This window comes from Streptomyces sp. NBC_00271 (assembly GCF_036178845.1).
Classification (GTDB): domain Bacteria; phylum Actinomycetota; class Actinomycetes; order Streptomycetales; family Streptomycetaceae; genus Streptomyces.
The window spans coordinates 637,356-658,078 of the sequence record NZ_CP108070.1; the positions used below are offsets into that span (position 1 = coordinate 637,356).

Below are 20,723 nucleotides of genomic sequence, written 5' to 3' on the forward strand. Positions count from 1 at the left end.
AACAGGCCCCCACCCAGCAGCACAAACAGACCCCACCATGCCCCGCCTCACCACCACCGTCCCCCGCGAATACGTCCACCGCTCCACCCTCGCCGAGGTCTTCCTCACCGGCTGCGAACAAACCGGCGACACCCACTACACCCTCACCGCCCAATGGCCCCGCGCCCACACCTTCTTCACCACCCCCGACGGCACCCACCACCACCCCCTCCAAGCCGCAGAAACCATCCGCCAAACCGGCCTCTACCTCGCCCACGCCGAACTCGGCATCCCCCTCGGCCACCACTTCCTCATGCGCAACCTCCACCTCACCACCCACCCCCAACACCTCACCATCGGCCCCACCCCCACCGACCTCACCCTCACCGCCACCTACACCCCCCACCACCCCCACACCAAACGCCCCACCGACTTCACCATGCACATCACCATCACCCGCAACGGCCACCCCACCGCCACCGGCACCGGCCGCTTCACCTGCCTCACCCCCACCACCTACCAACGCCTCCGCCACCCCCACACCACCACAGCAGACACCACCACAACAGACACCACCACCAGCACCAGCACCAGCACCAGCAGCCCCGCCACCCAACACCAACCACCCAACCCCCCACCCACCCACTACGGACGCACCCTCCCCCACGACATCGTCCTCACCCCCACCCCCCACCCCCACACCTGGCAACTCACCCCCAACCCCCACCACCCCATCCTCTTCGACCACACCACCGACCACATCCCCGGCATGGTCCTCCTCGAAGCCGCCCACCAAGCCGCCACCGCCCACACCCACCCCACCCCCACCACCCACCCCAACCACCCCACCACCCTCCACGCCACCTTCCATCACTACACCGAACACCACACCCCCACCTACATCACCACCCACACCACCCGGAGCAACAACAGCGACCCCGCCCCCACCACCCACATCACCGCACACCAAAACAACACCACCGTCTTCACCGCACAACTCACCACCCACACACCCACCGACACCACCTGAGAACTTCTAACGTGATGACCTTCGTCGGCGGTGTGGCGCGCCACTGATATCCAAGGCCGAGCGTCGGACGCGGCATCCGGGCCGGCTGGTGTTCCAGGGCAACCAGTTCGTGCCGCAGACCGGAATCCCCCTGCGACCGCGAGCTGGCCGCGCCCGTGACCCGGCTCTCCGAGATCACCGAACGGCATGTCACCGTCCCGACCCACAGGGTGGAGCCCGCCCGGCACATCCTGGGCCGGGCAGCACTGACACTGTGGCCCTCAGTCCGTCCTGCGCGCGGTCACAAAGAAGCGGGCTCCGTCGGGGTCGGTCAGGATGGCCTCGGTCGAGCCGAGGCCCTGCTGATGGGCCGTGCCGCCGTGGGCGCGTGCGGCGCGGGCGGCGGCCTCGACGTCGTCGACGGTGAAGTGGATCTGCCAGTGCGGCCGGATCGTCGGGTCGGGCGCCGCCTCGACCGCGCCGGAGTGGATCCGGGCCACCACATCGCCCCGGCTGCGCAGGACGACCTCGTTGTCCTCGTAGCGCACCTCGCAGGACCCGGGGGCCGAGGACGCCCACTCCAGGACCTCCGCGTAGAAGATCGCGGCGTCGAAGGCATCGCGGGTGTGCAAACGTACGAAAACCGGTGCCGCCCGCCGCCACTCCTCCCAGCCGGCCACCAGCTCGCCCTCCCAGATGCCGAACACCGCTCCGTCCCGGTCGGCCAGCAGGGCCGCCCGGCCCGGCGGGAACGACAGCGGCCCCACCGCGGTCGTCCCCCCGCGCTCCTGACTACGGGACACCGTCTCGTCCGCACTCGCCACCGCGAAATACGGCGTCCACGCGACGGCCGTGTTCACCCCGAAGTGCACCTCCGAGATCCCTGCGACCGGGACCTGCTGCACGCTCGCGACCCGGTACTGGTCGCCCATCGTGCTGCTCGTGCGCCACTCCCAGCCCAGCACGGCGCGGTAGAAGTCCTCCACCGTCTGCAGATCTCGCGTGGTCAGACTCGCCCAGCAGGGTGCTCCGAACACCGAGTGACTGGCGGTGACCTCACCGTGCAGTGCTGCGTCGCTCTTCATCGTCGTACCGCCTGACCTGCCTGACACCACTGTCTTCATGGGGCGTGGCTCAACCCCGAACTCGGTGGTCGCCCAAAGGGCCGGGTGCCCCTTCCAACGCGCGACAACCGCTGTCCGGCGAGCACCGCGCACAGCGACCGACGCCAGACGAGTCGAACTGCCTGCCGTGGCGCGCAGTGCACCGAGGCGGTCGGGGCTGTCCCGACCGCCTCGATTCGACTCACGCAGCCAAACCGCAGGTGGTGCCGACCGACAAGATCTTCGGACTCGGCATTGGCTCGGCTCGGTGCGTCCCGTCGAATGTGTCGCCGGAGCGAGCAGTCCTATCGGCCGGTCCTCTTCACACGGCCTGCCGCCTTTTCCGCGGTCTCCTGCGTCTTACCGACGATCTGCTCACCACGGCCCTCGGCCTGCATGCCCTGGTCGTCCATGGCCTTGCCAGTGGTTTCTTTCATCTTTCCTTTGACCTGCTTGGCCTTTGACTTCGCCTTGCTCATGACTCTTTGCCCTCCAATGAGGCTCGAATTGCTGCTTAAACCATGCGTTGAGCACGGCGGCTCCGCAACCGAGCCAAAAGGCTGTCGCGCAGCCGTGTCCGCGAAATGTGGCAGCACCAAGAAGTGCCGGGACGAAACGGCGGAGATGGGGCACGTCCGCTGGAGTGGAGGCGGGCCTTGGTCAGCAGGTCGAGTGCCATGGAGCGGTGAGCCTCATGCGGTGCGCGGACTGAGCTGCCTTGTGTGTGCCGACATGTCCTCTCGGGCCGCCGGACTCCTGCCACCCGTCGCGGGCATCTCTCCCAGCGTCACCTGCCGGGGCTCCCGCGGCACGCGGAGCGTCAGGCGGGCGGTTCGTCGGGCACGGGATGCTCCGGACGTCGGCTGCCGGAGTGCGGGGCGCCCCTCCGGCCGGTGCCGGCCTCGTCCGTATCGGGGATCTCCAGGTCTGGCTCCTCCTCGGTGACGGACTGTGTCGAGACGCCGACGACGTCCCAGGGGTCCTCGTCGGCGGTGGCCTGCTGATCGGGTGGATCCCTGGGTACCGGCTTCGGTACCGGCTTCCCGCTGGTCCCAGGGGCTTGCGGGCGGCGCTCGCTCACGGCGTTCTCGCTTCCTCGCGCAGGGGGGGCGTGAGTCGCTGGTACCCCGGGGGCCGACGATGATGCCGATGATCGAGACCCCGCTCCGAGGCTGGTCGGCGGCTGCGCAGAGCGTTGACGAGTTCCCCTCGGTCGTGCGCGACCGCCTCTCGATCCCGGCGTTCTTGCGCCTCTACGGGGAGGTCGGCCTGGGTGCGCTCCCAGAGCGAACCGGCCGGGTACCGACAAGGGCGGACCGAGTGGGTAGTCGCCGTCGGCGAAGCACTCCGCGCCGGTCGAGTTGGGCGGTGTCTCTCCGATCGCGGAAGGGGGCACAGCAATCGCCAACGTCCCGAGCGACGATGCCGCGATGGGGCGTCGATCGGCATCGTCGAGGTGTCACAGCTCGTCGGAATCGTAAGGTGTCCCCGGTGAATCTCCAGGAGTTGCTCGACAAGCAGGACTTCTATGATGCCCCGGCTGTGGTAACAGGACTCTCCGCAATCAGGGTACGAAGTGTGGCTGCTCGTAGGGCAGTTCGGCTGAGCCCGGACTCGTGCTTGCGCATCGCGTCGTTGACAAAGGTCTTCACCTGCATTGCGCTCGTGAAGACCATGCGAGACAACTCCATCCCTCTGGGCACGTCTGTCATCGAGTTGCTTCCTGACCTCGCACCTGACTGGCGAGCCGATGTGCGCCTCACCGTCGAGCAGATCCTCGGGCAGGTCTCGGGGTTGCACGAGTCTGTGGACTCGACGGCCCTGGCCCCTCTGGGCGACGGACCGCATGCGCTCCAAGAGGCGGCCCGGCTCGTCATGGGCACAGGGAACGAACACGAACCCGGGACCCACTGGTCCTACTACAACGGCAACCACATCCTGGCCGGTGCGGTCCTCGCCGCCCTCAGTTACTCGGCTATCCGCGTTCGCGCCGCCCCAGCGGAGGCTTGTGGTCGTCCGTCCCCGACCTCCTGACCGTAGGCAAAGGGCTGCTCGCCGATCGAGCCCTTCTGGACGACATCCGCCGGCCCCGCACCACGCCGGACGATCCCCTGGTCCACGGTCTCGGATGGGCACTCGGCCCTTCAGGCCAGATGTATCTCAACGGACGGCTGCCGGGCTACGCCGCGGCAAGCGGCACCTGCCGTCTGCCGCCATATGGACTTCGTGGTCAGCCAGCCGCTCGAGCGGCCAAGAGCTTCACCGGCCGCACCGCCTCCGCCAGGAGGGGAGGCAGGCGCATGTGCAAGCCGTACCTGCGCGCACATGCGAACTGATCTTTGCGTGGCCCCATTCGAAGCAGCACCGTCACCACACCTCAGGCCCGCCCCCGTACCACTCGATGACCGGTGAGTCCGCCACATCGATCTCATCCAAGCCCACCCAGCCCGCCCGCCGCATGATCTCGGCCAAGCCACGCAGGCTGGACGCCGCCCCCACAGGCTCCCCGTCCACGCGTACTTGGCGTCCCTCCCCCTTGACGGGCGGGCAAACGGTCACGGAACGCTCGGTCATTCGGCAAGCATCGCCCGCAACCACACGCCGCGCATCCGGACGTAGGACGCGGAGCTGTGCCGGACGCCGCGGTGCTTTCAGGAGGGCGCCGATCACGGTGCTGCGCAGTGCTCCGGGACAAAACGCTGGGAGAGGGCGACTTCTCAGTGAACGAGCGCCTTGCGCAGCCCGGGCTTCGATGCATCGGCCCACGCAGTCGGCAGTTCCCGTTCGCGGCCTTCGGCCACGGCCTGCTCCTGGCCGTACAACAAGCCCCAGGTGAAGCCGGGCTCGCCCGCCGCGTGCGCCGCCAGAGCCAGGTGCCGCAGGGCGTCCCGCGCAACGACCGTGTCCTGATGGTCCCCGAGCACCTTCTGTACGGCCTTGACGCGCTTGCCGAGCCGCTTGACGGGTTTGCCGAGCGAGGCGCGCGCCGGTTCGGTGGCGTACCGCGTCTTTTTCGCCGCCTTGCGGGCCTGATGGAGGGCCGCGTCGCGTTCCGTCCCCGGGGAGAGCTCCAGCGCGTGTGCCACGCGACCCGCCAAGCGGGCGTACTCCTTGAGGATTGCCTTGACCATGACCTTCTCCGGCTTGCGAGCGGCTTTGCGGCGCAGCGGGGGCTGTTGCGTGAGCGTGGCCAAGGAGTTCAGCAGGGCCAGGTAGCGGGGTGAGACCAGGGCGTCGAGAGTGCGCTGCCGCGCCTCGGAGCTACGGGAAACATGCCACACCTGCAGCCTGGCTTCGACGGGTCCCAGGACCAGCTCCGGGGGCGAGGCCCCGATGCGCACGCCGAGCCCTTCCATGAGGACCTCCTGGTCGCGTTCGGCGCCCAGCTCGCCGCCCAGCCACTTGAGCTCCTCCCGGATCGGATCGGTGACCTCACGCTCCAGTACCGCCCGGTAAGAACGCAGGGTGCTGCGCAGTCGGCGGCAGGCGACGCGCATCCTGTGCACCGAGTCCGGCAGGCCGCGGCGTACCGCGGGATCGAGGTCCACCAGGGCGTGCACCTGTCCGTCCACATACCGGAGGACCTCGTCGGCTGCCGAGCCGGGTACGACGGTCTCGGCACGTGCGTCCGGCAGACGCGACGCTCCCGTTCCTGTTTCCTCCAGGGCCCGGCTCAGCTTGGACGGACTACTCGCACGGTCGATGCCCTTCCTGCGCAGCGCGTCGTCCACGAGGTCGAGCAGCAAGGGATCGGTTTCCTCGGCGAGTTCGACTTCCATCTCCGTCCATGAGGCCCGTTTGGCCGTGGCCAGAAGGGACTCCGCGCGGACCTTGTCGAGGCTCAGCTCGGCGAGGACCGCGCCTGCGGAATCGACGAGGTGTCGCGTGCTGCGTGTGGACCGGATACGGACGACCGGCCTCAGCTCTGCCCCTCGCGTGCGAGAGAGGGCCAGGTCCCGCAGGGCGTCCGGAACCGTGTCGGACAACGGGACCTGGACCTCCTCCCGGCTGTCTCCGGACATGGGCAGTTTGAGGTGCCAGCCCGCATCAGCCCCACCGGTCCTTCGCCGGAGCGTTGCCGACGCTCCGACCAGGCGCAGGTCGTCGGTGTCGTAGTACACGGCGTCCAGTTCGTCGAGACCCTTTCCCACGACCGATGCGATGCCGTCCACGCTGGTGAGGTCCGGCAGCCACGAGGTGTCATTGGCCGACGGGGCTTCGTACTTTCGCTCTGTCTCTCGCTTCGTATGGGTCATACCGGGCGCGTGCACGCCTCAGCGCCGCTTAAACACTCGTGAGGCAACATATGCAGTCTCCGACAGGAGGCCCGGCCGAGGACCGCGCCGAAGGACATGGTCGTGAAGGGCGTTCGCCGGTGCTCGCGACCGGCGCTCATGCCGTGGTGGGTCGGGCGGCGATACGCGTCACCGTGACCGCGATGGTGACCGGTTCCGCGACGCCGTGGGTGGCGAGGTGGGAGCTGACGGCGGTCCGAACCTGGTCGTGGACGTTCCTTGCGGTGTCCAGGGTTCGGTGGCCCTCGGTCAGGACGCAGCGCACCTCGATGCGCCATCCCGAACCGTCCGGCGCCCGGTCGGCACGGATGCCCGCCTCGGGCGGCATGCGGTGTGGTGCGGTGTCCGTCCGGGTAGGCGCGGCGACTGCCGCGAGGCAGTGGGCCAGGCGGGGCTGCAGGCCGGCCACGCCGGGAACCGCGAGGGCTGCCTCGGCCGCGACGCCGAGGAGCATGGTCGTACCGGAGGCGGTCATCACGTGCCCCTGCCCGTAGGGTCGCCGGGACTCAGGGGTGGCCACGGCTCCAGTACGTCGATCACGACGATGTCGACGGTCGTCACTGCCAGACCCAGGTCCCATTCTGCCGAGTGGAGGACCGATTGGCGTACCTGATCAACCCGGTCGGGCAGCGGGCGGTCGAGGGCAGCGGCCAGTTCCATGGTCACCCGCACGTCGGTGCCCTCGTCCGCGGGTACGAGCCGGCAGGTCGCGGCCCTCGCACCGGGGACCGTGTCCGCGGCCTGCCGCAGTAGTTTCGCGGCAGCGCTCTCGGCGATCCGCAGATCCCGGTCCGGGTCGGCCAGGGGGAGCAGCCGTCCGAGCCGGATCTCTGCCCTGACGACGTTCATGACACGGTCGGCGAGCGCCTGCAGGCCGGGAGGGTCTTCCGCACGCAGCGCCTGGGCGGCCGCGTTCACCGTGGCCAGTCCCTCGACCGCCTCGCGGCAGTGCGGACAGGACTCCGTGTGCGGGTCCGCGACCGGCGCAGCGTCCTGCGCCTGTTCCCAGACCCGGCTGAGCAGGCGGCCGCAGGGCAGTACCTCATCGCCGGCGAACGGGGGCAGGCCGGCGGCGGTTGGGCTGGGGCGGGGCCCGTCGGCGCGGGGCGGCTCGGAAGGCCGGGCCTGCGGGTCGTCTAGCGCCATGGGCCCATCGCCTCCTGCAGGGATCGGCGTGCTCTGAACAGTCTGCCGCGCACCGTCTGCTCGCTGGTCCGTGTCACGTGGGCGATCTCGTTGTAGGGCAGGCCCTGCAGTTCACGCAGGATCCAGCAGATCCGCTGGCCGGCGTCCAGCTCGGCGAGCGCGCGGGACAGGGCCTCGGTGGCCGCGTCCTGCTCGGCGGACCGGGCGGGCTGGCTCCTCGCGTCGCCCGTCGCGGGTTCGGCGACGGTGTCCAGAGGGAGGGGCGGCAGTCGGCGGCGCCGTCGCATGGTCAAGCAGCGGTTGATGGTGATCCGGTACATCCAGGTGCTGAACTCCGCACTGTGACGGTACTCCGGTAGACGCCGCCAGGCGCTGACGAAGGCGTCCTGAACGGCCTCTTCGGCGTCCTGGGGGTTGCCGAGCATGCCATGGGCCAGGGCCAGGAGGGACCGGCTGTGCCGCTGGACGAGAACGGCGAAGGAGTCTTCGTCTCCCTCGGCCGCCCGCACGGCAAGCACTCCGTCCGGCAGGTCGCATCCCAGCCGTGGGGAAGCAATACGCCGTGGGGAAGCAATACGTTGAATCATGACGCTCTCGCAGGGGGCTCGGAAGAGCGTGTACCCTCACCACCCCCATGTGACGCACATCACACGTCACATCTGTGAGAGGTGTGCCGCCCCGGGTGTCCAACCTCTTGAGAGACACCACGCAGGTGTCACACCGAGCCACTCGAGGCGACCGCCATGACGGACAACATCACCAGCGTCGGCGGGGGCAGCCGGCCCGCCACAGGCGTGAGCGCGCTGAAGGGCCGTACCGGGGCCGGAGCACCGGCCGAGACACGGGGCAAGACCACCATCGCGGACGGTGTGGTGGCCAAGATCGCGGGGATGGCCACACGCGAGGTACCGGGCATCCACAGCATGGGAGCGGGGATGGCCCGCGCCTTCGGCGCCATGCGGGAACGCGTCCCCGGCGGAGGCGGAGGCGTCACACGCGGAGTGAAGGTCGAGGTTGGCGAGCGCCAGGCCGCGGTGGACCTGGACGTCGTCGTCGAGTACGGCGTCTCCATCGTCGACGTCGCCGGCGCCGTACGCACCAACGTGATCGGCGCCCTGGAACGGATGACGGGACTGGAGGTCGTCGAGGTGAACATCGCCGTCGACGACGTCCACCTCCCCGACGAGGAGGAAGAGGCCGAACAGGACGAGGGCCGCGTGCGGTGACCGACCGCCGTGGCCACGGCCATGCCCCGAGCATGAGCGGGTGCTCACACGGACGATCACGTGCGCGAGACGGGTGAGTGGATGATGAACGCAGCGACGACAGGCCTCGCGGCCGGCATGGCCCTGGGCTTCGCCGGATACTTCGGAGGCTTCTGGGCATTCCTGCTCGTTCTGGTTCTGGGAGCGGCGGGGCTGTTCGTCGGCCTCATCGCGCAGGGCGACCTCGACCTCCACATGCGGAGGCAGCGGTGAGTACCCGGCCCGGTTCCCAGCCCCCGGGCGAAGAGGCCGGCCCGCCGGGGCGATCCGCCGGCCTGCCGCCTCCGGCCGAACGGGGCGCCACCGTCATCCCGGACAGGGTGGTCGCCCGTATCGCCGCCAGGGCCGCACGCACGGCCCAGTCCCGGCGCGCCGCCGTACCGCCCGACCGGAGCGGTCCCGCGGCACCCAGCGCCTCCGCAGCCGTCCGCAGCGGAACGGTGCGCCTGCACCTGGCCATGGACCTGCCCTACCCCACCGACATCCCCCACGCCTGCCAGCGGATCCAGCACGACGTCGCCGAACGGGTGACTCAGCTGACCGGTTTGGAGGTGGGAGAGGTCACCCTCACCGTCCGGCGGCTGGTCACCGCCGCCGACGCGAACCGGGGACGGGTCCGATGAGGTGCCCGGCGGCCCGGGCCGCCGGGCACGCCGCGCAGAAAGAAGGACCGCAATGACACCCGACCCGGACCCTCCCGCACACCCCTCCACGCCATCCGCACACCGCGCCACCATGCCGATGACAAAGGAGCCGCAGGAGCCGGCAGAGCCCGGTCCGCCCGACCACGAGACACCCCTCCCGCCGGACTCGGCGGCGGGCGAGCACGACACAGGGCACCGGACCCACCGCCCGTGGTCCGCGCGCCGCATTCCGGCCGCGCTGGTCGCCTCGGTGACTCTCGTGGCGGCGGCCGCGGCGCTGTTCGACGTCGTCGCCGTACGGGCCGGACGCCCCGCGGCAGCCTGGCGACGGCACCTGGCCGACGAATTGGCCACCCGCCCCCTGGACGACGTGTGGCTGCTCACGGGGGCCGCCATAGCCGCCGCGCTTGGCATCTGGCTGATCGTCCTGGCCCTCACCCCCGGCCTACGCCACCGGCTGCCCCTGCGCTCCCCCGCACCCGGGCTGCGGGCCTCCCTGGACCGCGACGGCGCCGCCGATCTGCTGCGCGACGCCGCCATGCGGGTCCCGGGAGTCAGCGCGGCGCGCGTCCGGGTGCGCCGTCACCGCGTCAAGGCCCGCGCGGACGTCCGCTTCCGCGACCCCCAGCAGGTGAAGGACGACCTCACCACCGTCCTCGACGAGGAGCGCGATCAGCTCGCCCTCGCCCGCCCTCCCCACATCGTCGTACGAGTGCGGCAACGCACCGACTGAGCACCCATACACACCGGAGCCCACACCATGACGCCGCGCACCGTACTCAACCGCAGTCTGCTGACCCTCGCCGGACTGGTACTGCTCGGCGGCGGTCTGCTGATCCTCTTCGCCGGGCTCGACGTCTACCGGCGACACGATCTGGTCCCGCCCGTCGGCTGGCCCCTGACCACCCCGCACGACGTCCTGCTCGGGTCCGCCGACCGGGCCCGCTGGAGCAGTCAGGGCTGGTGGTGGTGGCCCGCCGTCATCGCCGCCCTCACGGTCGTCGCCCTGCTCGCCCTGTGGTGGCTGCTCGCCCAACTGCACCGACGCCACCCCGGAGCACTGCCCGTCGGCGGCACACCCCCGCAGGAAGGCGTCGAACTGCGCGACCACGCGCTCAGCGACGCGATCGCCGCCGAAGCCGGTGCTCTGCCGGGGGTCGAGCGTGCAACCGTGCACATCACCGGCCGACCCGCCCACCCCCGCACCCACATCACGCTTGCTCTCACCCCCCAGGCTGCACCTGGCGCCACCCTCGACAACCTGTACGAAGGGCCGCTCCGCACCGCTCATCGGTCGACCGGCTCCCCCAGCACCGCCCCCATGCATACCGACGTCCGCCTACACGTCGCCCACCACAAACCGCACCGCGCACAGTAAGGCAGGACAACGACTTCCAGGTGTGGCAGACCGGTACCGACTTCCCGTGCCGGGACTGGTACCCGAAGGGGTGCAAGGTCGTCCAGATCGACACCCTCGAGGAGCACTTGCCGCCGGGTTCCCGTGGACGTGGGTCTGACAGGCGATGTCGGCGCGACACTACGAGCCTTGCTCCCGCTGCTGAAGGCGGCCCCGGACCACGGCCACCTGGACGACGCTCGTGACGCGGGTCGGACAGGCGTCGCTGTCCTGCCTGCCAGTGGGCGAACCGTTCCCGGCTCGGTGGCCAATGCCATGCCCCAGGCCCTCGGGGCCCAGCTCTGGGCGCCCGATCGCCGGACCGTCGCCTTCTGCGGCAACGGCGGGCTGAGCATGCTGCTCGGCGGCTCATGACGGTCAAGACATACCAACTTCCGATGAAGCTCGTGGTCTTCGACAACGGCCGACTGGGGATGGTCACACTCGAACAGGAGCAGGGCGGCCTGCCTGGATTCGGCACGGAACTCGACAACCCCGATTTCGCCGCAGTCGCCACCGCGCTCGGCCTCACCGGCATCCGTGTCACCTACCCGGCCGATCTCCACGACAGCGTGCGCCGGGCCCTCGACACCCCTGGGCCGGTCCTGCTGGATGTGCTGACCAACCCCGAGGAGCCGCGAAGGCTGACCGGGAGCACCGTCCCGTGTCCGCGCCTGGTCAAGGGTGACGGTGTGACTCACCGTCTGTGCGGGTGAGTTGACGGTCGAGTGCTGCTGAGAACTGGCGCGACGGCGTGCGCACCGTCGGCGCCCTGATCCGGCGCCCCGTCACCGCTGAAGCCACTCGGTCACGGGGGGCCGTAGAGGCGTCTGCGAGGATGGGCGTATGACGGTGCGGAGCAGGAATCATGTGACGGTGACCGGCCAGTCCGGTCGCCCCGTGCTGATGCTGGCGCACGGGTTCGGGTGCGACCAGAACATGTGGCGGCTGGTGATACCGCTTCTGGAGCGCGACTTCACCGTGGTGCTCTTCGACCACGTGGGAGCGGGACGTTCCGATCTTTCGGCGTGGAGCGTGGAACATTATTCCTCGCTGGAGGGATATGCCGATGACGTGCTGGAGATCTGCCGTGAGCTGTCGCTCGGGCCGGTGACCTTTGTGGGGCATTCGGTGAGCGCGATGATGGGTGTTCTGGCTGCGGCGCGGGAGCCGGAGGCCTTCGCCGGTCTGGTCCTGCTCGCCCCGTCGCCGTGTTTCATCGACGATCCGGCCGCCGGCTATCGGGGCGGGTTCAGTGCCGAGGACATCGATGAGCTCCTGGAATCGCTGGATGCCAACTATCTGGGCTGGTCAGGTGCCATGGCGCCGGTGATCATGGGTAATCCCGAGCGCCCCGAACTGGGCGAGGAGCTCACCAACAGCTTCTGCCGGACCGATCCGGACATCGCCCGGACCTTCGCCCGGGTGACCTTCCTGTCCGACAACCGCGACGACCTCGCCAAGGTCACCGTGCCCACCTTGGTCGCGCAGTGTTCCAGCGACGCGATCGCGCCCCCGGAGGTCGGCACCTTCGTGCAGTCACAGATCCCCGGCAGCCGCCTGGTCACGCTGAACGCGACCGGGCACTGCCCCCAGCTCGCCGCCCCGGAGGAGACGGCTGCCGCGATCATCGCCTTCGTGGGAGCGGGCCGATGATGCGCAAGGCCACTGACGGCGGGGGCAGCGAGAACCGTGACGACCACGCGGCGTTCTCCGCACTGTTGGAAGACAGCGCGGAAGACCTGTACGAGAGTGCGCCGTGCGGCTACCTCTCCACCCTGCTGGACGGCACGATCGCGAAGATCAACACGACGCTGCTCAACTGGCTGGGCCACCAACGCGGCGACCTGGTGGGCCGCAAGACGTTCTCCGACCTGCTCACCGTCGGAGGCCGGCTCTACCACGAGACGCACTTCGCTCCGCTGCTGCGCATGCAGGGAGAGGTCAGCGGAATCGCTCTGGAACTCAAGACGGCCGACGGCAGCCGTCTGCCGGTACTGGTGACCTCCACGGTCAAGACCGGCAGCGACGGGCAGCCACTCCTGATCCGTACCACCGTCTTCGACGCCCGCGACCGCCGCGCCTACGAAACGGAGCTGCTGCGCGCCCGTCAGGAAGCAGAACGCGAACGCGAGGAACTCAAACGCCTCAACGCCACCCTGCAACGGACCCTCCTGCCTCCGACCCTGGTGAATGTGCCCGGCTTGGATGTGGCCGCGCACTACCACATCGCCTCAACCGACAAGGTCGGCGGCGATTTCTACGACCTGTTCCCTCTCGCCTCCGGAACGTGGGGACTGTTCCTGGGCGACGTGTGCGGCAAGGGCGCGGCCGCAGCGGCCGTCACCTCCCTGGCCCGTTACACGCTGCGCGCCGCCGCCGTCTACGACCCCGACCCGGTCGCCGTCCTGAGCAACCTCAACACGGTTCTCAACCACGAATACAACGGCCAGGACCCGCGGTTCTGCACGGTTGTCTTCGGACTGCTCGTCCCCGACACCGACCGAGGCGGCTTCCGTGTCACCCTGGCCAGCGGCGGCCACCCCCCTGCCCTGCTCATGCGGGCCGACGGCAGTGCCGACTACCTGCCCACCCCCGGCGGGCAGCTCATCGGTGCCCTGCCGGACGCCCACATCGCCACCACCACCGTCCGCCTGGACCTCGGCGACACCCTGCTGCTCCACACGGACGGCCTCACCGAAGCACACACCGCTCAGATCACCGACGGCGACCGCTACGGTGACGACGCTCTCCTCGACTTCGCCCAAGCCCTGGCACCGACGACCGCCTCCGACGCCGTCGCCGCGGTCCGTGACCTGCTCGACACACTCGGCACCGGAGTGGACGACGACACCGCCGTGCTCGCCATCAGCGTGCCCCGGCCCACCAGTGAAGAGCAGCCGTGACCCAGCTGACCGTCCACACCCGCGCCACCCCCTCCGGGCCCGTCATCGAACTGTCCGGAGAACTCGACAACGACAGCGCCCCCGACGTACGTACGCTCCTGCCCCGCCTGACACTCCAGCCAGGCCAGCAGCTAGTCATCGACCTGACGGGCATCACCTTCTGCGACTCCAGCGGCATGACCGTCCTGATCGCTGCCCGCAATCACGCTCTCGCCGCCCAGGCAGACATCGCTCTGGCAGCGGTCCCCGACCGCGTCAGCCGAATGCTCCACATCGTCGGGCTGGACCAGGTCTTCCCCACCCACCCCACCGCGCAAGCAGCCGCAGCAGCCTGGACACCACCCACTCCCACCCCTGAATGAGCGCATGCCGCGGCTTCATACGTCGCGGCGCAGCACAACGGCCACCACGAGCACGACCGCGACGAGCGGCCAACCCGCCTACACCAGCCAGGGGCCGGCGACTGTGACGGTGCAGCCCAGGGATCCCGGATCCGGTGGCCACACCGTGGCTTTCGATCCGAACCAGAAGGGCACAGCTATCCCTTCGCGGGTCGATGCGTCAACCGCCTGAAGCAGCGGCAAGGCATCTCGTGGAACACGGATGAACTCGGCCTGCGCCATGCTGTCCTCGCACTCAGCGGGCCAGGATCCAGTCGGCCGCCAGCTCGTTGACGCGTCGCCTCATACGGTCACGCAACCCGTGGCTCGTCTCGCCGGCTTCGGGGGCGATCGGCTGCCCGAATCGGACGCAGACCCTCGTTCTGCTTCGAACAGGAAGCCTTCTGCCACGGGGTATCACGGCGTGCGTGCCGTACAGCCCGACGGGCAAGGCCGGAACCCCCGCTTCCAAGCACAGCCTGGCAGCGCCGCTCTTGAACGCACCGAGACTCCCGTCCAAAGATCGGGTGCCCTCGGGATACAGCAGCACGTTCCAGCCCTCGTCGAGGAGGCTCAAGGCGACGCTGCGCCCGCGTCGGCGGGTCCCACTCCGTTGCACGGGGAACGCGTTGAACAACAGAGCCGTGCTCATTCCGGTCATGGTCGACGTGAAGAAGTAATCGGCGGCGGCACCGACCGCCAGCCGCGATGCGACGGGTCGAGGCAAAGCGCCAAAGATCAGTGGGGTGTCGAGATGGCTGGCGTGGTTCGCCACGAACACCGCGGGGCCGCTCAGCGACTCCAGGTTTTCCCTGCCTTCGACGCGGGGGCGGGCGCACGCCCACACGTAGGGCTTGAGCACAGTTTGGTGCATCGTCCCACGCAGGAGCCTGGCCGGTGCTGTTCGGGCCCACGCCGTGGGAAACAGCGGCGCACCATCCGTGGCCGAGACGTTCACCGCACGTCCGCCATGGTGATGGGCGGGGTGTGGAGACAGGTGATGCTCGGACTGGAACCCACGGTGTGCGAGGCGATCTCCAGCGCGGACGACAGGTCAGGAGCCGCGCGGAACCCCAGGCGGTCCGCGGTCTTCTTGTCGGCTCCGACGAAGGTGACATCTCCCAGGTGCTGCATCGCGTGCGCTCCCCAGTACCACATGTAGAACGGGTGCACGCCGTGAAAGGCATGGCTGGTGCGGTAGAGGTGGATGTACCAGGGGTCGTGGGCGAACTCCGCCTCGAACTTGGCCTCCATCTGGGCGGGGTCCGTGGTGACGGAGAGCACCTCTTCGAAGAAGTCGATATAGCTCGGGTGGTGCACCGGATGGAAGGCGTTCGGCAGCGGGTGGTAGAAGATCCCGACGCCGCCCTGCCGCACGATGGGCTTGTTGAGATAGAAGTTGAAGAGGTACCCCAGCGCCATGCACATCGCCAACACCGGATTCATGATCGAGTTGACGTTGTAGGGACCCACGTAGGGAACCCCGAACACGCCGATGTCCGCTTGGCCATTGATCTGGGTGACCTGCTGACGGTGCACGTTCTCCAGGGTGACTGGATGCACTGCACTCGGTGTGCCCGCGTTGACCCCCGTCACACCGTACGGTGCCTTGATGGCGTTGAGTACGTGCCGCCGGACAGTGGGCGGCATGGCGCGGATGCCGTGGCGGACTCCGAGGAAGCCAACCTTGTCGGCGAGGTTCCACTCCCATTCGTGCTTGCTGAGGAAGCCCATGGCCGAGGGGAAGGAGTCGCCGTTGACAGTGGTTTCGACCGTGAAGATCTTGAGGTGTCCGCCGATCACGTCGTGCATGCGGTGGAAGGAGTGGTGCAGCGCAGAGTTGGCGGGGTCGTTGAACGAGCGGGAGTGTCGAAGAGTGTGGGTGTTGTGGTGGTGACGCAGGCTGCGGTAGCTGGCCAGTCCTACGGCGACTGAGTTGGGGCCACCGTTCAACGCGATCAGATTGACGTTGACGTACACCAGAAGGTCGCTCTCGGCGGCCCTTCGGTTGATCTCGACGTCCTCTTCTGCCCCTGTCAGCCCCAAGTGGGTCAGGTTGTCGTGATCTTCGGCGTCGTGGTTGCGCAGACGGTCCGGGAAGAATGCTCGGAAGACCCGCTCGCCCACCACGTGCTTGAGCTCGGCGGGGGTCATCCTGCGATGCAGTGCATTGGCCGCGATCAGCTCGATGTCCTCCACTCCCCGCTGGGCAGCGAGTTCCAGGACCTGCTCGATGACGCGCCCACGAACATCGGGGCGGCACATGGACGGCAGTGGGAGCGATACGTCGTCGAAGACGATGCTCAGTCGCATGCCTGGCACGAGGAGTTCCGGCAAAGGCTCGATACCGTGGGGATGGAGCAGCGCACATGAAGGTGCCGCCTTTCCGGGTTGACGGCACAGGGGCTGGGTGCTTGCTCAAGGGGTCCAACCGGGCGGAGGGCACACATCGGTGAGCATCGGATCCACGGGAGGAACGTCGACGCGACCGGGCGGGCCGCCGACGTGTGCAGGGAGATACTTTCCGCCGTACGGTCGTGATCTCCCGGCCCGCACGAGTGCCCTGTCGCAGAACCCGCCCACTGCGTGAGTCGTTCGGCAGTCGCGGCCAGTTCCCGCCAACTGGCGTGGTTCTTCTCATGTGTTGAGCCCGTTTGTCGTCAGCCGCGCGCTGGGCATCGTTGACGTGCCGGACCGTCCGGCGCGGCGGAAGCGACGAGGTGGCACAGATGGCTGACGTGAACCCGGAACCGATCGCGACCTTCTGCGGCGACTGCAACTGCGGTTGCCCCCAGCTCTTCCTGGACCCGGATGCTCCCGAGGACAAGCGGGTCGGCATCACCGACGACTTCGGACAGCAGGTGCAGATGAGTGAGGAGCAGTTCGCCGACCTCGTCGCCCAGGCCAAGGCCGGCGCCCTGGACCGGCTCACGGTGACGTCGGCCTGACGCCGGCACTGCTCCGTGAACGACGACACCCTGACCATCGGCGTCCTCCTCTTCGAGGGCGCCGAGGAACTCGACGTCGCCGGTCCTTGGGAGGTACTGGGGTTCTGGGCCGCCCACATCGCGTCGTCTCCGGTGCGGGTCCTGACCCTTGGGCCCCGGGCGGGTGTGGTGCGGTGTGCCAAGGGGCTCGGCCTCGTCGCGGATCACGACCTCACCACGGCACCGCCGCTCGATCTGCTGGTCCATCCCGGAGGTGACGGCACCCGCTCCCTGGTGAAGAGCGAGCCGCACCTGGCCTGGCTGAGCGAACTGCACCGGCAGGGAACGGTCCTGGCGAGCGTGTGCACCGGCTCGCTCGTCCTCGCGGCCGCCGGTCTGCTGGCGGACCGGCCGGCCACCACCCACCGGGACTACCTCGACAAGCTCGCGAAGATCGACAGTTCGGTCGACCTACGCGCCGGGCAGCGGTTCGTCGATGACGGCGACATCGTCACCTCCGCCGGCGTGTCGGCCGGGATCGACATGGCGCTGCATCTCGTCGGCCGTTTCGGCGGGGCCGACGAGAGCGAGCTGACCCGGAACGGAATCCAGTACGAGCCGCCCCGCGCGTGACGGGGCGTCACCGCTCCGCAGGCTCGGGCTCGGGCGCGGGCTCCTGGGCGAAGGCGAGTGGCTGGGCGGCATACGTGATACGGACGACGCCGTCGGGGTGTCGTTCCGTAGCGCCCCGTACGCCGAAGACGTCGCACAGGAGGTCCGGTGTCAGGACCTCCAGCACGGGTCCCGCCGCCACCACCGCGCCTTCGTGGAGCACGACGAGGTGGTCGCAGAGCCGGGCGGCCAGGTCGAGATCGTGCAGGACCGCCAGGGTGGTGATCCCGGTGCTGCGGATCAGGTCCAGGAGCTCGAAGCGGGCGCGGATGTCGAGGTGGTTGGTGAGTTCGTCCAGGACCAGGAGCCGGGGTCGTTGGGCGAGGGCGCGAGCCAGCAGGACGCGCTGGCGTTCGCCGCCGGAGAGGGTGGCGTAGTCGCGGCCCGCGAAGGGGCCGACACCGCAGCGCTCGACCGCCTCGGTCACGGCCTCGCGGTCCTCGGCGCCGTCCCGGCCCATCAGACCGTGGTGAGGCGTGCGCCCCAGGGCTACGATCTCGGTCACGGTCAGGCCGGTCGTGGTGCCGGCATCCTGGAGGACGGCCGCCGTGCGGCGGGCGGCGGTGCGCGCGGACAGTTCCCATACGTCGTCGCCGCCCACCCTGACCACGCCGTCGACCGGCCGCAGCGAGCGGTAGACCGTGCGGAGCAGGGTGGACTTGCCGCTGCCGTTGGGGCCCACGAGCCCGACGATGTCGCCCTTGGCGGCCTCCAGGTGCACATCGCGGAGGATCTGCTTGCGGTCCAGGGTGATGTGGAGCTGGTCCACGGTCAGTTTCATATGCCGTCCAGGCTCTTCATACGGTGTCCAGGCCCTCCATGCGGTGTCCAGCCCGTCATACGGTTTCCAGGCCCTTGTTGCGGCGCAGCAGCCACAGGAAGAAGGGGGCGCCGAGCAGCGCGGTGAGGATGCCCAGCGGCAGTTCGTTGGGGCGGTTGACGGTGCGGGAGAGCAGGTCGACGAGGACCAGGTAGATGGCGCCCAGGAGTGCGGTCAGGGGCAGTAGTCTGCGGTGGTCCGCGCCGGTGGTGAGGCGGACCAGGTGGGGGATCATCAGGCCGACGAAGCCGACGCCGCCCGCAACGGCGATGACGGTGCCGGTGAGCAGCGCGCTGATCACCAGCAGGACGGCGCGCAGCCGGTTGACGTCCACGCCGAGCGCGGTCGCGGACTCGTCGCCGGCCAGCAGGGCGTTGAGGCGACGGCCGAACAGGGTCAGCACGACGGTGCTCGTCAGGACCACCACCGCGACCGTGGGCAGTTGGCTCCACTGGGCGCCGGCGACGCTGCCGAGCATCCAGAACATCACGGTCCGCAGTTCGGTGGGCGTCGCCAGCAACTGGACGAAGCTCGTGATCGACAGCAGGACATAGCCGACCGCGACCCCCGCCAGCACCAGCCGGGTCGGGGCCAGTCGGCCCTGACGTTGTCCCAGGGCGAAGACCAGGGCCCCGGCCGCGAGGGCGCCGACGAACGCCGCGCCGGACACGCCGAGACCGCCCAGCCCGCCGAGCGCGACACCGCCCAGGGTGATGACCAGTACGGCGCCCAGGGAGGCACCGTAGGAGAAGCCCAGGACGACGGGATCGGCGAGCGGGTTGGAGACCAGGGTCTGGAGCACCGCCCCGGCGACGGCGAGGCCCGCGCCGACCAGAGCGGCCAGGGCGACGCGGGGTGCCCGGAAGGTCCACACGATCTGGTCCAGCGCCGGGTCACCGGTGGCTCCCCGGCCGGTGACATGGTGCAGGAGGATCCCCCACACATCCGTCACCGGGATGTTCACGGCACCGATGCTCACCGCCACCACCATCACGGCCACGAGGACGACCAGCAGGCCGGCGACCATGAGCGGCAGCCGCAGGCGGCTCGGAATCGGACTCGGGCTCGGGCTCGGGCTCGGGCTCGGGCTCAGAACTTGTCGGGGTGCAGCATCTTGGCGACCTTCTCGACGGCCAGGTCGTTGCTGGGGCCGAGGTACATCGAGTCGGACAGAGCCACGTACTTGTTGTTCTTCGCGGCCGGCCACTGGGGGAACTCCTTCAGCAGTTTCTTGGCGTAGGCCGCCGGGTTCGGGTCGTTGTAGCCGATGACGACGAGCGCGTCGACGTCGGTGGCGGCCACCTTCTCCTTGCTCAGGTCGGCGAAGGAGGTCTTGGATGCCGACGCGAAGGCGTTGCTGCCGCCGGCCTTGGCGAGGATGTCGTTGTAGATGCCCTTGGCGACGACCGAGCTGAAGTCGTTGCCGCCCATGGCCATGTTGGAGAACAGGATCATGACCTTGGGCTGCTTCTCGCCCTGCACCTTCGCGGAGACGTCGGCGATGTTCTTCTCCGACGCGGCGATCAGCTTCTCTGCGCGGTCGCCGACGTTGAAGATCTTGCCCATGTCGCGCAGCAGCGTGTAGCTGTCGGCGATGGTCATCTTGGAGGTGTCCTGGTCGCAGCCCTGTGGGGAGACGTAGGTGCCCGCGCCCACCTGCTTGAGCTGGTCGCGGGTGGCGAAGCCGTTCTTCTCGTCGAAGCCGTACGAAGTCGTGGACAGCACCAGGTCGGGCCGCAGCCCGATCATCGCCTCGCGCGGGACGTCGTACGCGTCGTTGAGCTTGACGTCGCCGGTCGGCAGGGCCTTGATGGCCTTGGCGCGACCCGCCACCTCGGACATCCCGTAGCTCTGCTGGTTGGCGACGATGCGATCGCCGACGCCGAGGGAGAGCAGCGTGGAGACCTCGGCCACCGAGGCGCCGTTCATCACGACCACCCGGCTGGGCTCCTTGGTGAACTTCTCGGACACCCCACAGTTCTCGAGGGTCACCGGGTAGCCGGACTTCGCAGCCGCCGCGGATGCCTTGCCGCCGGTGGCGGCGCCCTTGTCGGTCGACGAGTCGGCGCATGCCGTCGTGACCAGACAGAGGGCGCCGGCCAGGGCGACGGCGACCGGCCGTTTATTCGACATGCTGGCTCCTTGTTGCGGGGTGCTCGTGAGGCGTCGGGTTCTGTTGCA

At 69.1% G+C, this 20,723-nt stretch carries 24 protein-coding genes and 1 pseudogene; 13 read left to right on the forward strand and 12 right to left on the reverse strand.

The features are described from left to right. Positions 1 to 37: 37 nt before the first annotated feature. Positions 38 to 1,009 (forward strand): ScbA/BarX family gamma-butyrolactone biosynthesis protein, encoded by a 972-nt coding sequence (locus tag OG798_RS03370; RefSeq protein ID WP_328756205.1) that lies wholly within the window; start codon positions 38 to 40, stop codon positions 1,007 to 1,009. A gap of 260 nt (positions 1,010 to 1,269) precedes the next feature. Here OG798_RS03370 and OG798_RS03375 read toward each other — a convergent pair whose 3' ends face one another. The 3 genes from OG798_RS03375 to OG798_RS03385 form a co-directional block, all read right to left on the reverse strand. Beyond that, positions 1,270 to 2,073 (reverse strand): VOC family protein, encoded by an 804-nt coding sequence (locus OG798_RS03375; protein WP_121417907.1) that lies wholly within the window; start codon positions 2,071 to 2,073, stop codon positions 1,270 to 1,272. A 323-nt stretch (positions 2,074 to 2,396) separates the two neighbouring features. Next, entirely contained in the window at positions 2,397 to 2,570 is a 174-nt protein-coding gene (locus OG798_RS03380; protein ID WP_095857130.1) for a CsbD family protein, read from the reverse strand. Between the two features lie 341 nt (positions 2,571 to 2,911). Beyond that, on the reverse strand, positions 2,912 to 3,172 hold the full coding sequence (locus OG798_RS03385) for a hypothetical protein (RefSeq protein ID WP_267060329.1): 261 nt from the start codon (positions 3,170 to 3,172) through the stop codon (positions 2,912 to 2,914). 341 nt (positions 3,173 to 3,513) lie between these two features. Here OG798_RS03385 and OG798_RS03390 point away from each other — a divergent pair, with 341 nt between their 5' ends. After that, positions 3,514 to 4,125, forward strand: coding sequence for a serine hydrolase (locus OG798_RS03390; protein WP_095857127.1), 612 nt, complete (start codon positions 3,514 to 3,516; stop codon positions 4,123 to 4,125). A gap of 683 nt (positions 4,126 to 4,808) precedes the next feature. Here OG798_RS03390 and OG798_RS03395 read toward each other — a convergent pair. From OG798_RS03395 to OG798_RS03410, 4 genes are all read right to left on the reverse strand, one after another. Beyond that, positions 4,809 to 6,347 (reverse strand): CYTH and CHAD domain-containing protein, encoded by a 1,539-nt coding sequence (locus tag OG798_RS03395; protein WP_095857126.1) that lies wholly within the window; start codon positions 6,345 to 6,347, stop codon positions 4,809 to 4,811. A 136-nt stretch (positions 6,348 to 6,483) separates the two neighbouring features. After that, positions 6,484 to 6,861 (reverse strand): hypothetical protein, encoded by a 378-nt coding sequence (locus OG798_RS03400; protein WP_267060331.1) that lies wholly within the window; start codon positions 6,859 to 6,861, stop codon positions 6,484 to 6,486. After that, entirely contained in the window at positions 6,861 to 7,532 is a 672-nt protein-coding gene (locus tag OG798_RS03405; RefSeq protein WP_121417902.1) for a hypothetical protein, read from the reverse strand. Before OG798_RS03405 ends, OG798_RS03400 begins: the two co-directional genes overlap by 1 nt. Next, positions 7,523 to 8,119 carry an RNA polymerase sigma factor gene (locus tag OG798_RS03410; RefSeq protein WP_267060333.1) on the reverse strand — a complete coding sequence of 199 codons (597 nt, stop codon included), beginning with the start codon at positions 8,117 to 8,119 and terminating at the stop codon, positions 7,523 to 7,525. Before OG798_RS03410 ends, OG798_RS03405 begins: the two co-directional genes overlap by 10 nt. 156 nt (positions 8,120 to 8,275) lie before the next feature. On the opposite strand from OG798_RS03410, the gene OG798_RS03415 reads away from it, so the two are divergent. The 9 genes and pseudogenes from OG798_RS03415 (at position 8,276) to OG798_RS03455 (ending at position 14,105) form a co-directional block, all read left to right on the forward strand. Continuing rightward, entirely contained in the window at positions 8,276 to 8,758 is a 483-nt protein-coding gene (locus tag OG798_RS03415; RefSeq protein ID WP_095851845.1) for an Asp23/Gls24 family envelope stress response protein, read from the forward strand. Positions 8,759 to 8,818: 60 nt separating this feature from the next. Further along, positions 8,819 to 9,010, forward strand: coding sequence for a hypothetical protein (locus OG798_RS03420; protein ID WP_328756208.1), 192 nt, complete (start codon positions 8,819 to 8,821; stop codon positions 9,008 to 9,010). Continuing rightward, the gene (locus OG798_RS03425) at positions 9,007 to 9,420 is read left to right on the forward strand and encodes an Asp23/Gls24 family envelope stress response protein (RefSeq protein ID WP_328756210.1); all 414 of its coding nucleotides are present in this window, start codon (positions 9,007 to 9,009) and stop codon (positions 9,418 to 9,420) included. Before OG798_RS03420 ends, OG798_RS03425 begins: the two co-directional genes overlap by 4 nt. A 112-nt stretch (positions 9,421 to 9,532) precedes the next feature. Continuing rightward, the gene (locus OG798_RS03430) at positions 9,533 to 10,174 is read left to right on the forward strand and encodes a DUF6286 domain-containing protein (RefSeq protein ID WP_257039591.1); all 642 of its coding nucleotides are present in this window, start codon (positions 9,533 to 9,535) and stop codon (positions 10,172 to 10,174) included. A gap of 27 nt (positions 10,175 to 10,201) precedes the next feature. Next, positions 10,202 to 10,819, forward strand: a complete 618-nt coding sequence (locus tag OG798_RS03435) for an alkaline shock response membrane anchor protein AmaP (protein WP_121417898.1) — start codon at positions 10,202 to 10,204, stop codon at positions 10,817 to 10,819. Between the two features lie 35 nt (positions 10,820 to 10,854). Further along, positions 10,855 to 11,472 (forward strand): annotated as a pseudogene (locus OG798_RS03440) (thiamine pyrophosphate-dependent enzyme); the annotation flags it as partial. A gap of 211 nt (positions 11,473 to 11,683) precedes the next feature. Beyond that, positions 11,684 to 12,493 (forward strand): alpha/beta fold hydrolase, encoded by an 810-nt coding sequence (locus tag OG798_RS03445; RefSeq protein ID WP_328756211.1) that lies wholly within the window; start codon positions 11,684 to 11,686, stop codon positions 12,491 to 12,493. After that, positions 12,490 to 13,743 (forward strand): SpoIIE family protein phosphatase, encoded by a 1,254-nt coding sequence (locus OG798_RS03450; RefSeq protein ID WP_121417894.1) that lies wholly within the window; start codon positions 12,490 to 12,492, stop codon positions 13,741 to 13,743. The genes OG798_RS03445 and OG798_RS03450 overlap by 4 nt, the downstream gene beginning before the upstream one ends. Then, entirely contained in the window at positions 13,740 to 14,105 is a 366-nt protein-coding gene (locus OG798_RS03455) for an STAS domain-containing protein (RefSeq protein WP_121417892.1), read from the forward strand. Before OG798_RS03450 ends, OG798_RS03455 begins: the two co-directional genes overlap by 4 nt. Positions 14,106 to 14,379: 274 nt before the next feature. Here OG798_RS03455 and OG798_RS03460 read toward each other — a convergent pair whose 3' ends face one another. Both OG798_RS03460 and OG798_RS03465 read right to left on the reverse strand, forming a co-directional pair. Continuing rightward, complete coding sequence (locus tag OG798_RS03460; protein ID WP_328756212.1) at positions 14,380 to 14,985, reverse strand: lysophospholipid acyltransferase family protein; 606 nt, start codon at positions 14,983 to 14,985, stop codon at positions 14,380 to 14,382. A gap of 92 nt (positions 14,986 to 15,077) precedes the next feature. Continuing rightward, entirely contained in the window at positions 15,078 to 16,436 is a 1,359-nt protein-coding gene (locus OG798_RS03465; RefSeq protein WP_443053702.1) for a lactate racemase domain-containing protein, read from the reverse strand. 416 nt (positions 16,437 to 16,852) lie between these two features. Here OG798_RS03465 and OG798_RS03470 point away from each other — a divergent pair, with 416 nt between their 5' ends. Both OG798_RS03470 and OG798_RS03475 read left to right on the forward strand, forming a co-directional pair. Next, positions 16,853 to 17,071 (forward strand): hypothetical protein, encoded by a 219-nt coding sequence (locus OG798_RS03470; RefSeq protein ID WP_328756214.1) that lies wholly within the window; start codon positions 16,853 to 16,855, stop codon positions 17,069 to 17,071. Between the two features lie 15 nt (positions 17,072 to 17,086). Then, positions 17,087 to 17,683, forward strand: a complete 597-nt coding sequence (locus tag OG798_RS03475; RefSeq protein WP_328756215.1) for a DJ-1/PfpI family protein — start codon at positions 17,087 to 17,089, stop codon at positions 17,681 to 17,683. A 7-nt stretch (positions 17,684 to 17,690) separates the two neighbouring features. Here the strand turns inward: OG798_RS03475 and OG798_RS03480 are convergent, their stop codons facing one another. The 3 genes from OG798_RS03480 to OG798_RS03490 all read right to left on the reverse strand — a co-directional run bounded on the left by OG798_RS03480 (position 17,691) and on the right by OG798_RS03490 (position 20,675). Next, positions 17,691 to 18,503 carry an ABC transporter ATP-binding protein gene (locus OG798_RS03480; RefSeq protein WP_095857116.1) on the reverse strand — a complete coding sequence of 271 codons (813 nt, stop codon included), beginning with the start codon at positions 18,501 to 18,503 and terminating at the stop codon, positions 17,691 to 17,693. A gap of 55 nt (positions 18,504 to 18,558) precedes the next feature. Continuing rightward, the gene (locus tag OG798_RS03485) at positions 18,559 to 19,533 is read right to left on the reverse strand and encodes a FecCD family ABC transporter permease (protein ID WP_121418699.1); all 975 of its coding nucleotides are present in this window, start codon (positions 19,531 to 19,533) and stop codon (positions 18,559 to 18,561) included. 98 nt (positions 19,534 to 19,631) lie between these two features. Beyond that, the gene (locus OG798_RS03490; protein WP_097227147.1) at positions 19,632 to 20,675 is read right to left on the reverse strand and encodes an ABC transporter substrate-binding protein; all 1,044 of its coding nucleotides are present in this window, start codon (positions 20,673 to 20,675) and stop codon (positions 19,632 to 19,634) included. Between the last annotated feature and the right edge of the window lie 48 nt (positions 20,676 to 20,723).

What these genes read in the sequence shown, in the direction of transcription:
- OG798_RS03395 (WP_095857126.1), bottom strand. Translation starts at nt 6,347, where the DNA reads ATGACCCATACGAAGCGAGAGACAGAGCGAAAGTACGAAGCCCCGTCG.
- OG798_RS03390 (WP_095857127.1), top strand. Translation starts at nt 3,514, where the DNA reads ATGCCGCGATGGGGCGTCGATCGGCATCGTCGAGGTGTCACAGCTCGT.
- OG798_RS03410 (WP_267060333.1), bottom strand. Translation starts at nt 8,119, where the DNA reads ATGATTCAACGTATTGCTTCCCCACGGCGTATTGCTTCCCCACGGCTG.
- OG798_RS03400 (WP_267060331.1), bottom strand. Translation starts at nt 6,861, where the DNA reads ATGACCGCCTCCGGTACGACCATGCTCCTCGGCGTCGCGGCCGAGGCA.
- OG798_RS03430 (WP_257039591.1), top strand. Translation starts at nt 9,533, where the DNA reads ATGCCGATGACAAAGGAGCCGCAGGAGCCGGCAGAGCCCGGTCCGCCC.
- OG798_RS03435 (WP_121417898.1), top strand. Translation starts at nt 10,202, where the DNA reads ATGACGCCGCGCACCGTACTCAACCGCAGTCTGCTGACCCTCGCCGGA.
- OG798_RS03375 (WP_121417907.1), bottom strand. Translation starts at nt 2,073, where the DNA reads ATGAAGAGCGACGCAGCACTGCACGGTGAGGTCACCGCCAGTCACTCG.
- OG798_RS03445 (WP_328756211.1), top strand. Translation starts at nt 11,684, where the DNA reads ATGACGGTGCGGAGCAGGAATCATGTGACGGTGACCGGCCAGTCCGGT.
- OG798_RS03415 (WP_095851845.1), top strand. Translation starts at nt 8,276, where the DNA reads ATGACGGACAACATCACCAGCGTCGGCGGGGGCAGCCGGCCCGCCACA.
- OG798_RS03465 (WP_443053702.1), bottom strand. Translation starts at nt 16,436, where the DNA reads ATGCGACTGAGCATCGTCTTCGACGACGTATCGCTCCCACTGCCGTCC.
- OG798_RS03370 (WP_328756205.1), top strand. Translation starts at nt 38, where the DNA reads ATGCCCCGCCTCACCACCACCGTCCCCCGCGAATACGTCCACCGCTCC.
- OG798_RS03485 (WP_121418699.1), bottom strand. Translation starts at nt 19,533, where the DNA reads ATGGTGGTGGCGGTGAGCATCGGTGCCGTGAACATCCCGGTGACGGAT.
- OG798_RS03490 (WP_097227147.1), bottom strand. Translation starts at nt 20,675, where the DNA reads ATGTCGAATAAACGGCCGGTCGCCGTCGCCCTGGCCGGCGCCCTCTGT.
- OG798_RS03405 (WP_121417902.1), bottom strand. Translation starts at nt 7,532, where the DNA reads ATGGCGCTAGACGACCCGCAGGCCCGGCCTTCCGAGCCGCCCCGCGCC.
- OG798_RS03450 (WP_121417894.1), top strand. Translation starts at nt 12,490, where the DNA reads ATGATGCGCAAGGCCACTGACGGCGGGGGCAGCGAGAACCGTGACGAC.
- OG798_RS03470 (WP_328756214.1), top strand. Translation starts at nt 16,853, where the DNA reads ATGGCTGACGTGAACCCGGAACCGATCGCGACCTTCTGCGGCGACTGC.
- OG798_RS03480 (WP_095857116.1), bottom strand. Translation starts at nt 18,503, where the DNA reads ATGAAACTGACCGTGGACCAGCTCCACATCACCCTGGACCGCAAGCAG.
- OG798_RS03380 (WP_095857130.1), bottom strand. Translation starts at nt 2,570, where the DNA reads ATGAGCAAGGCGAAGTCAAAGGCCAAGCAGGTCAAAGGAAAGATGAAA.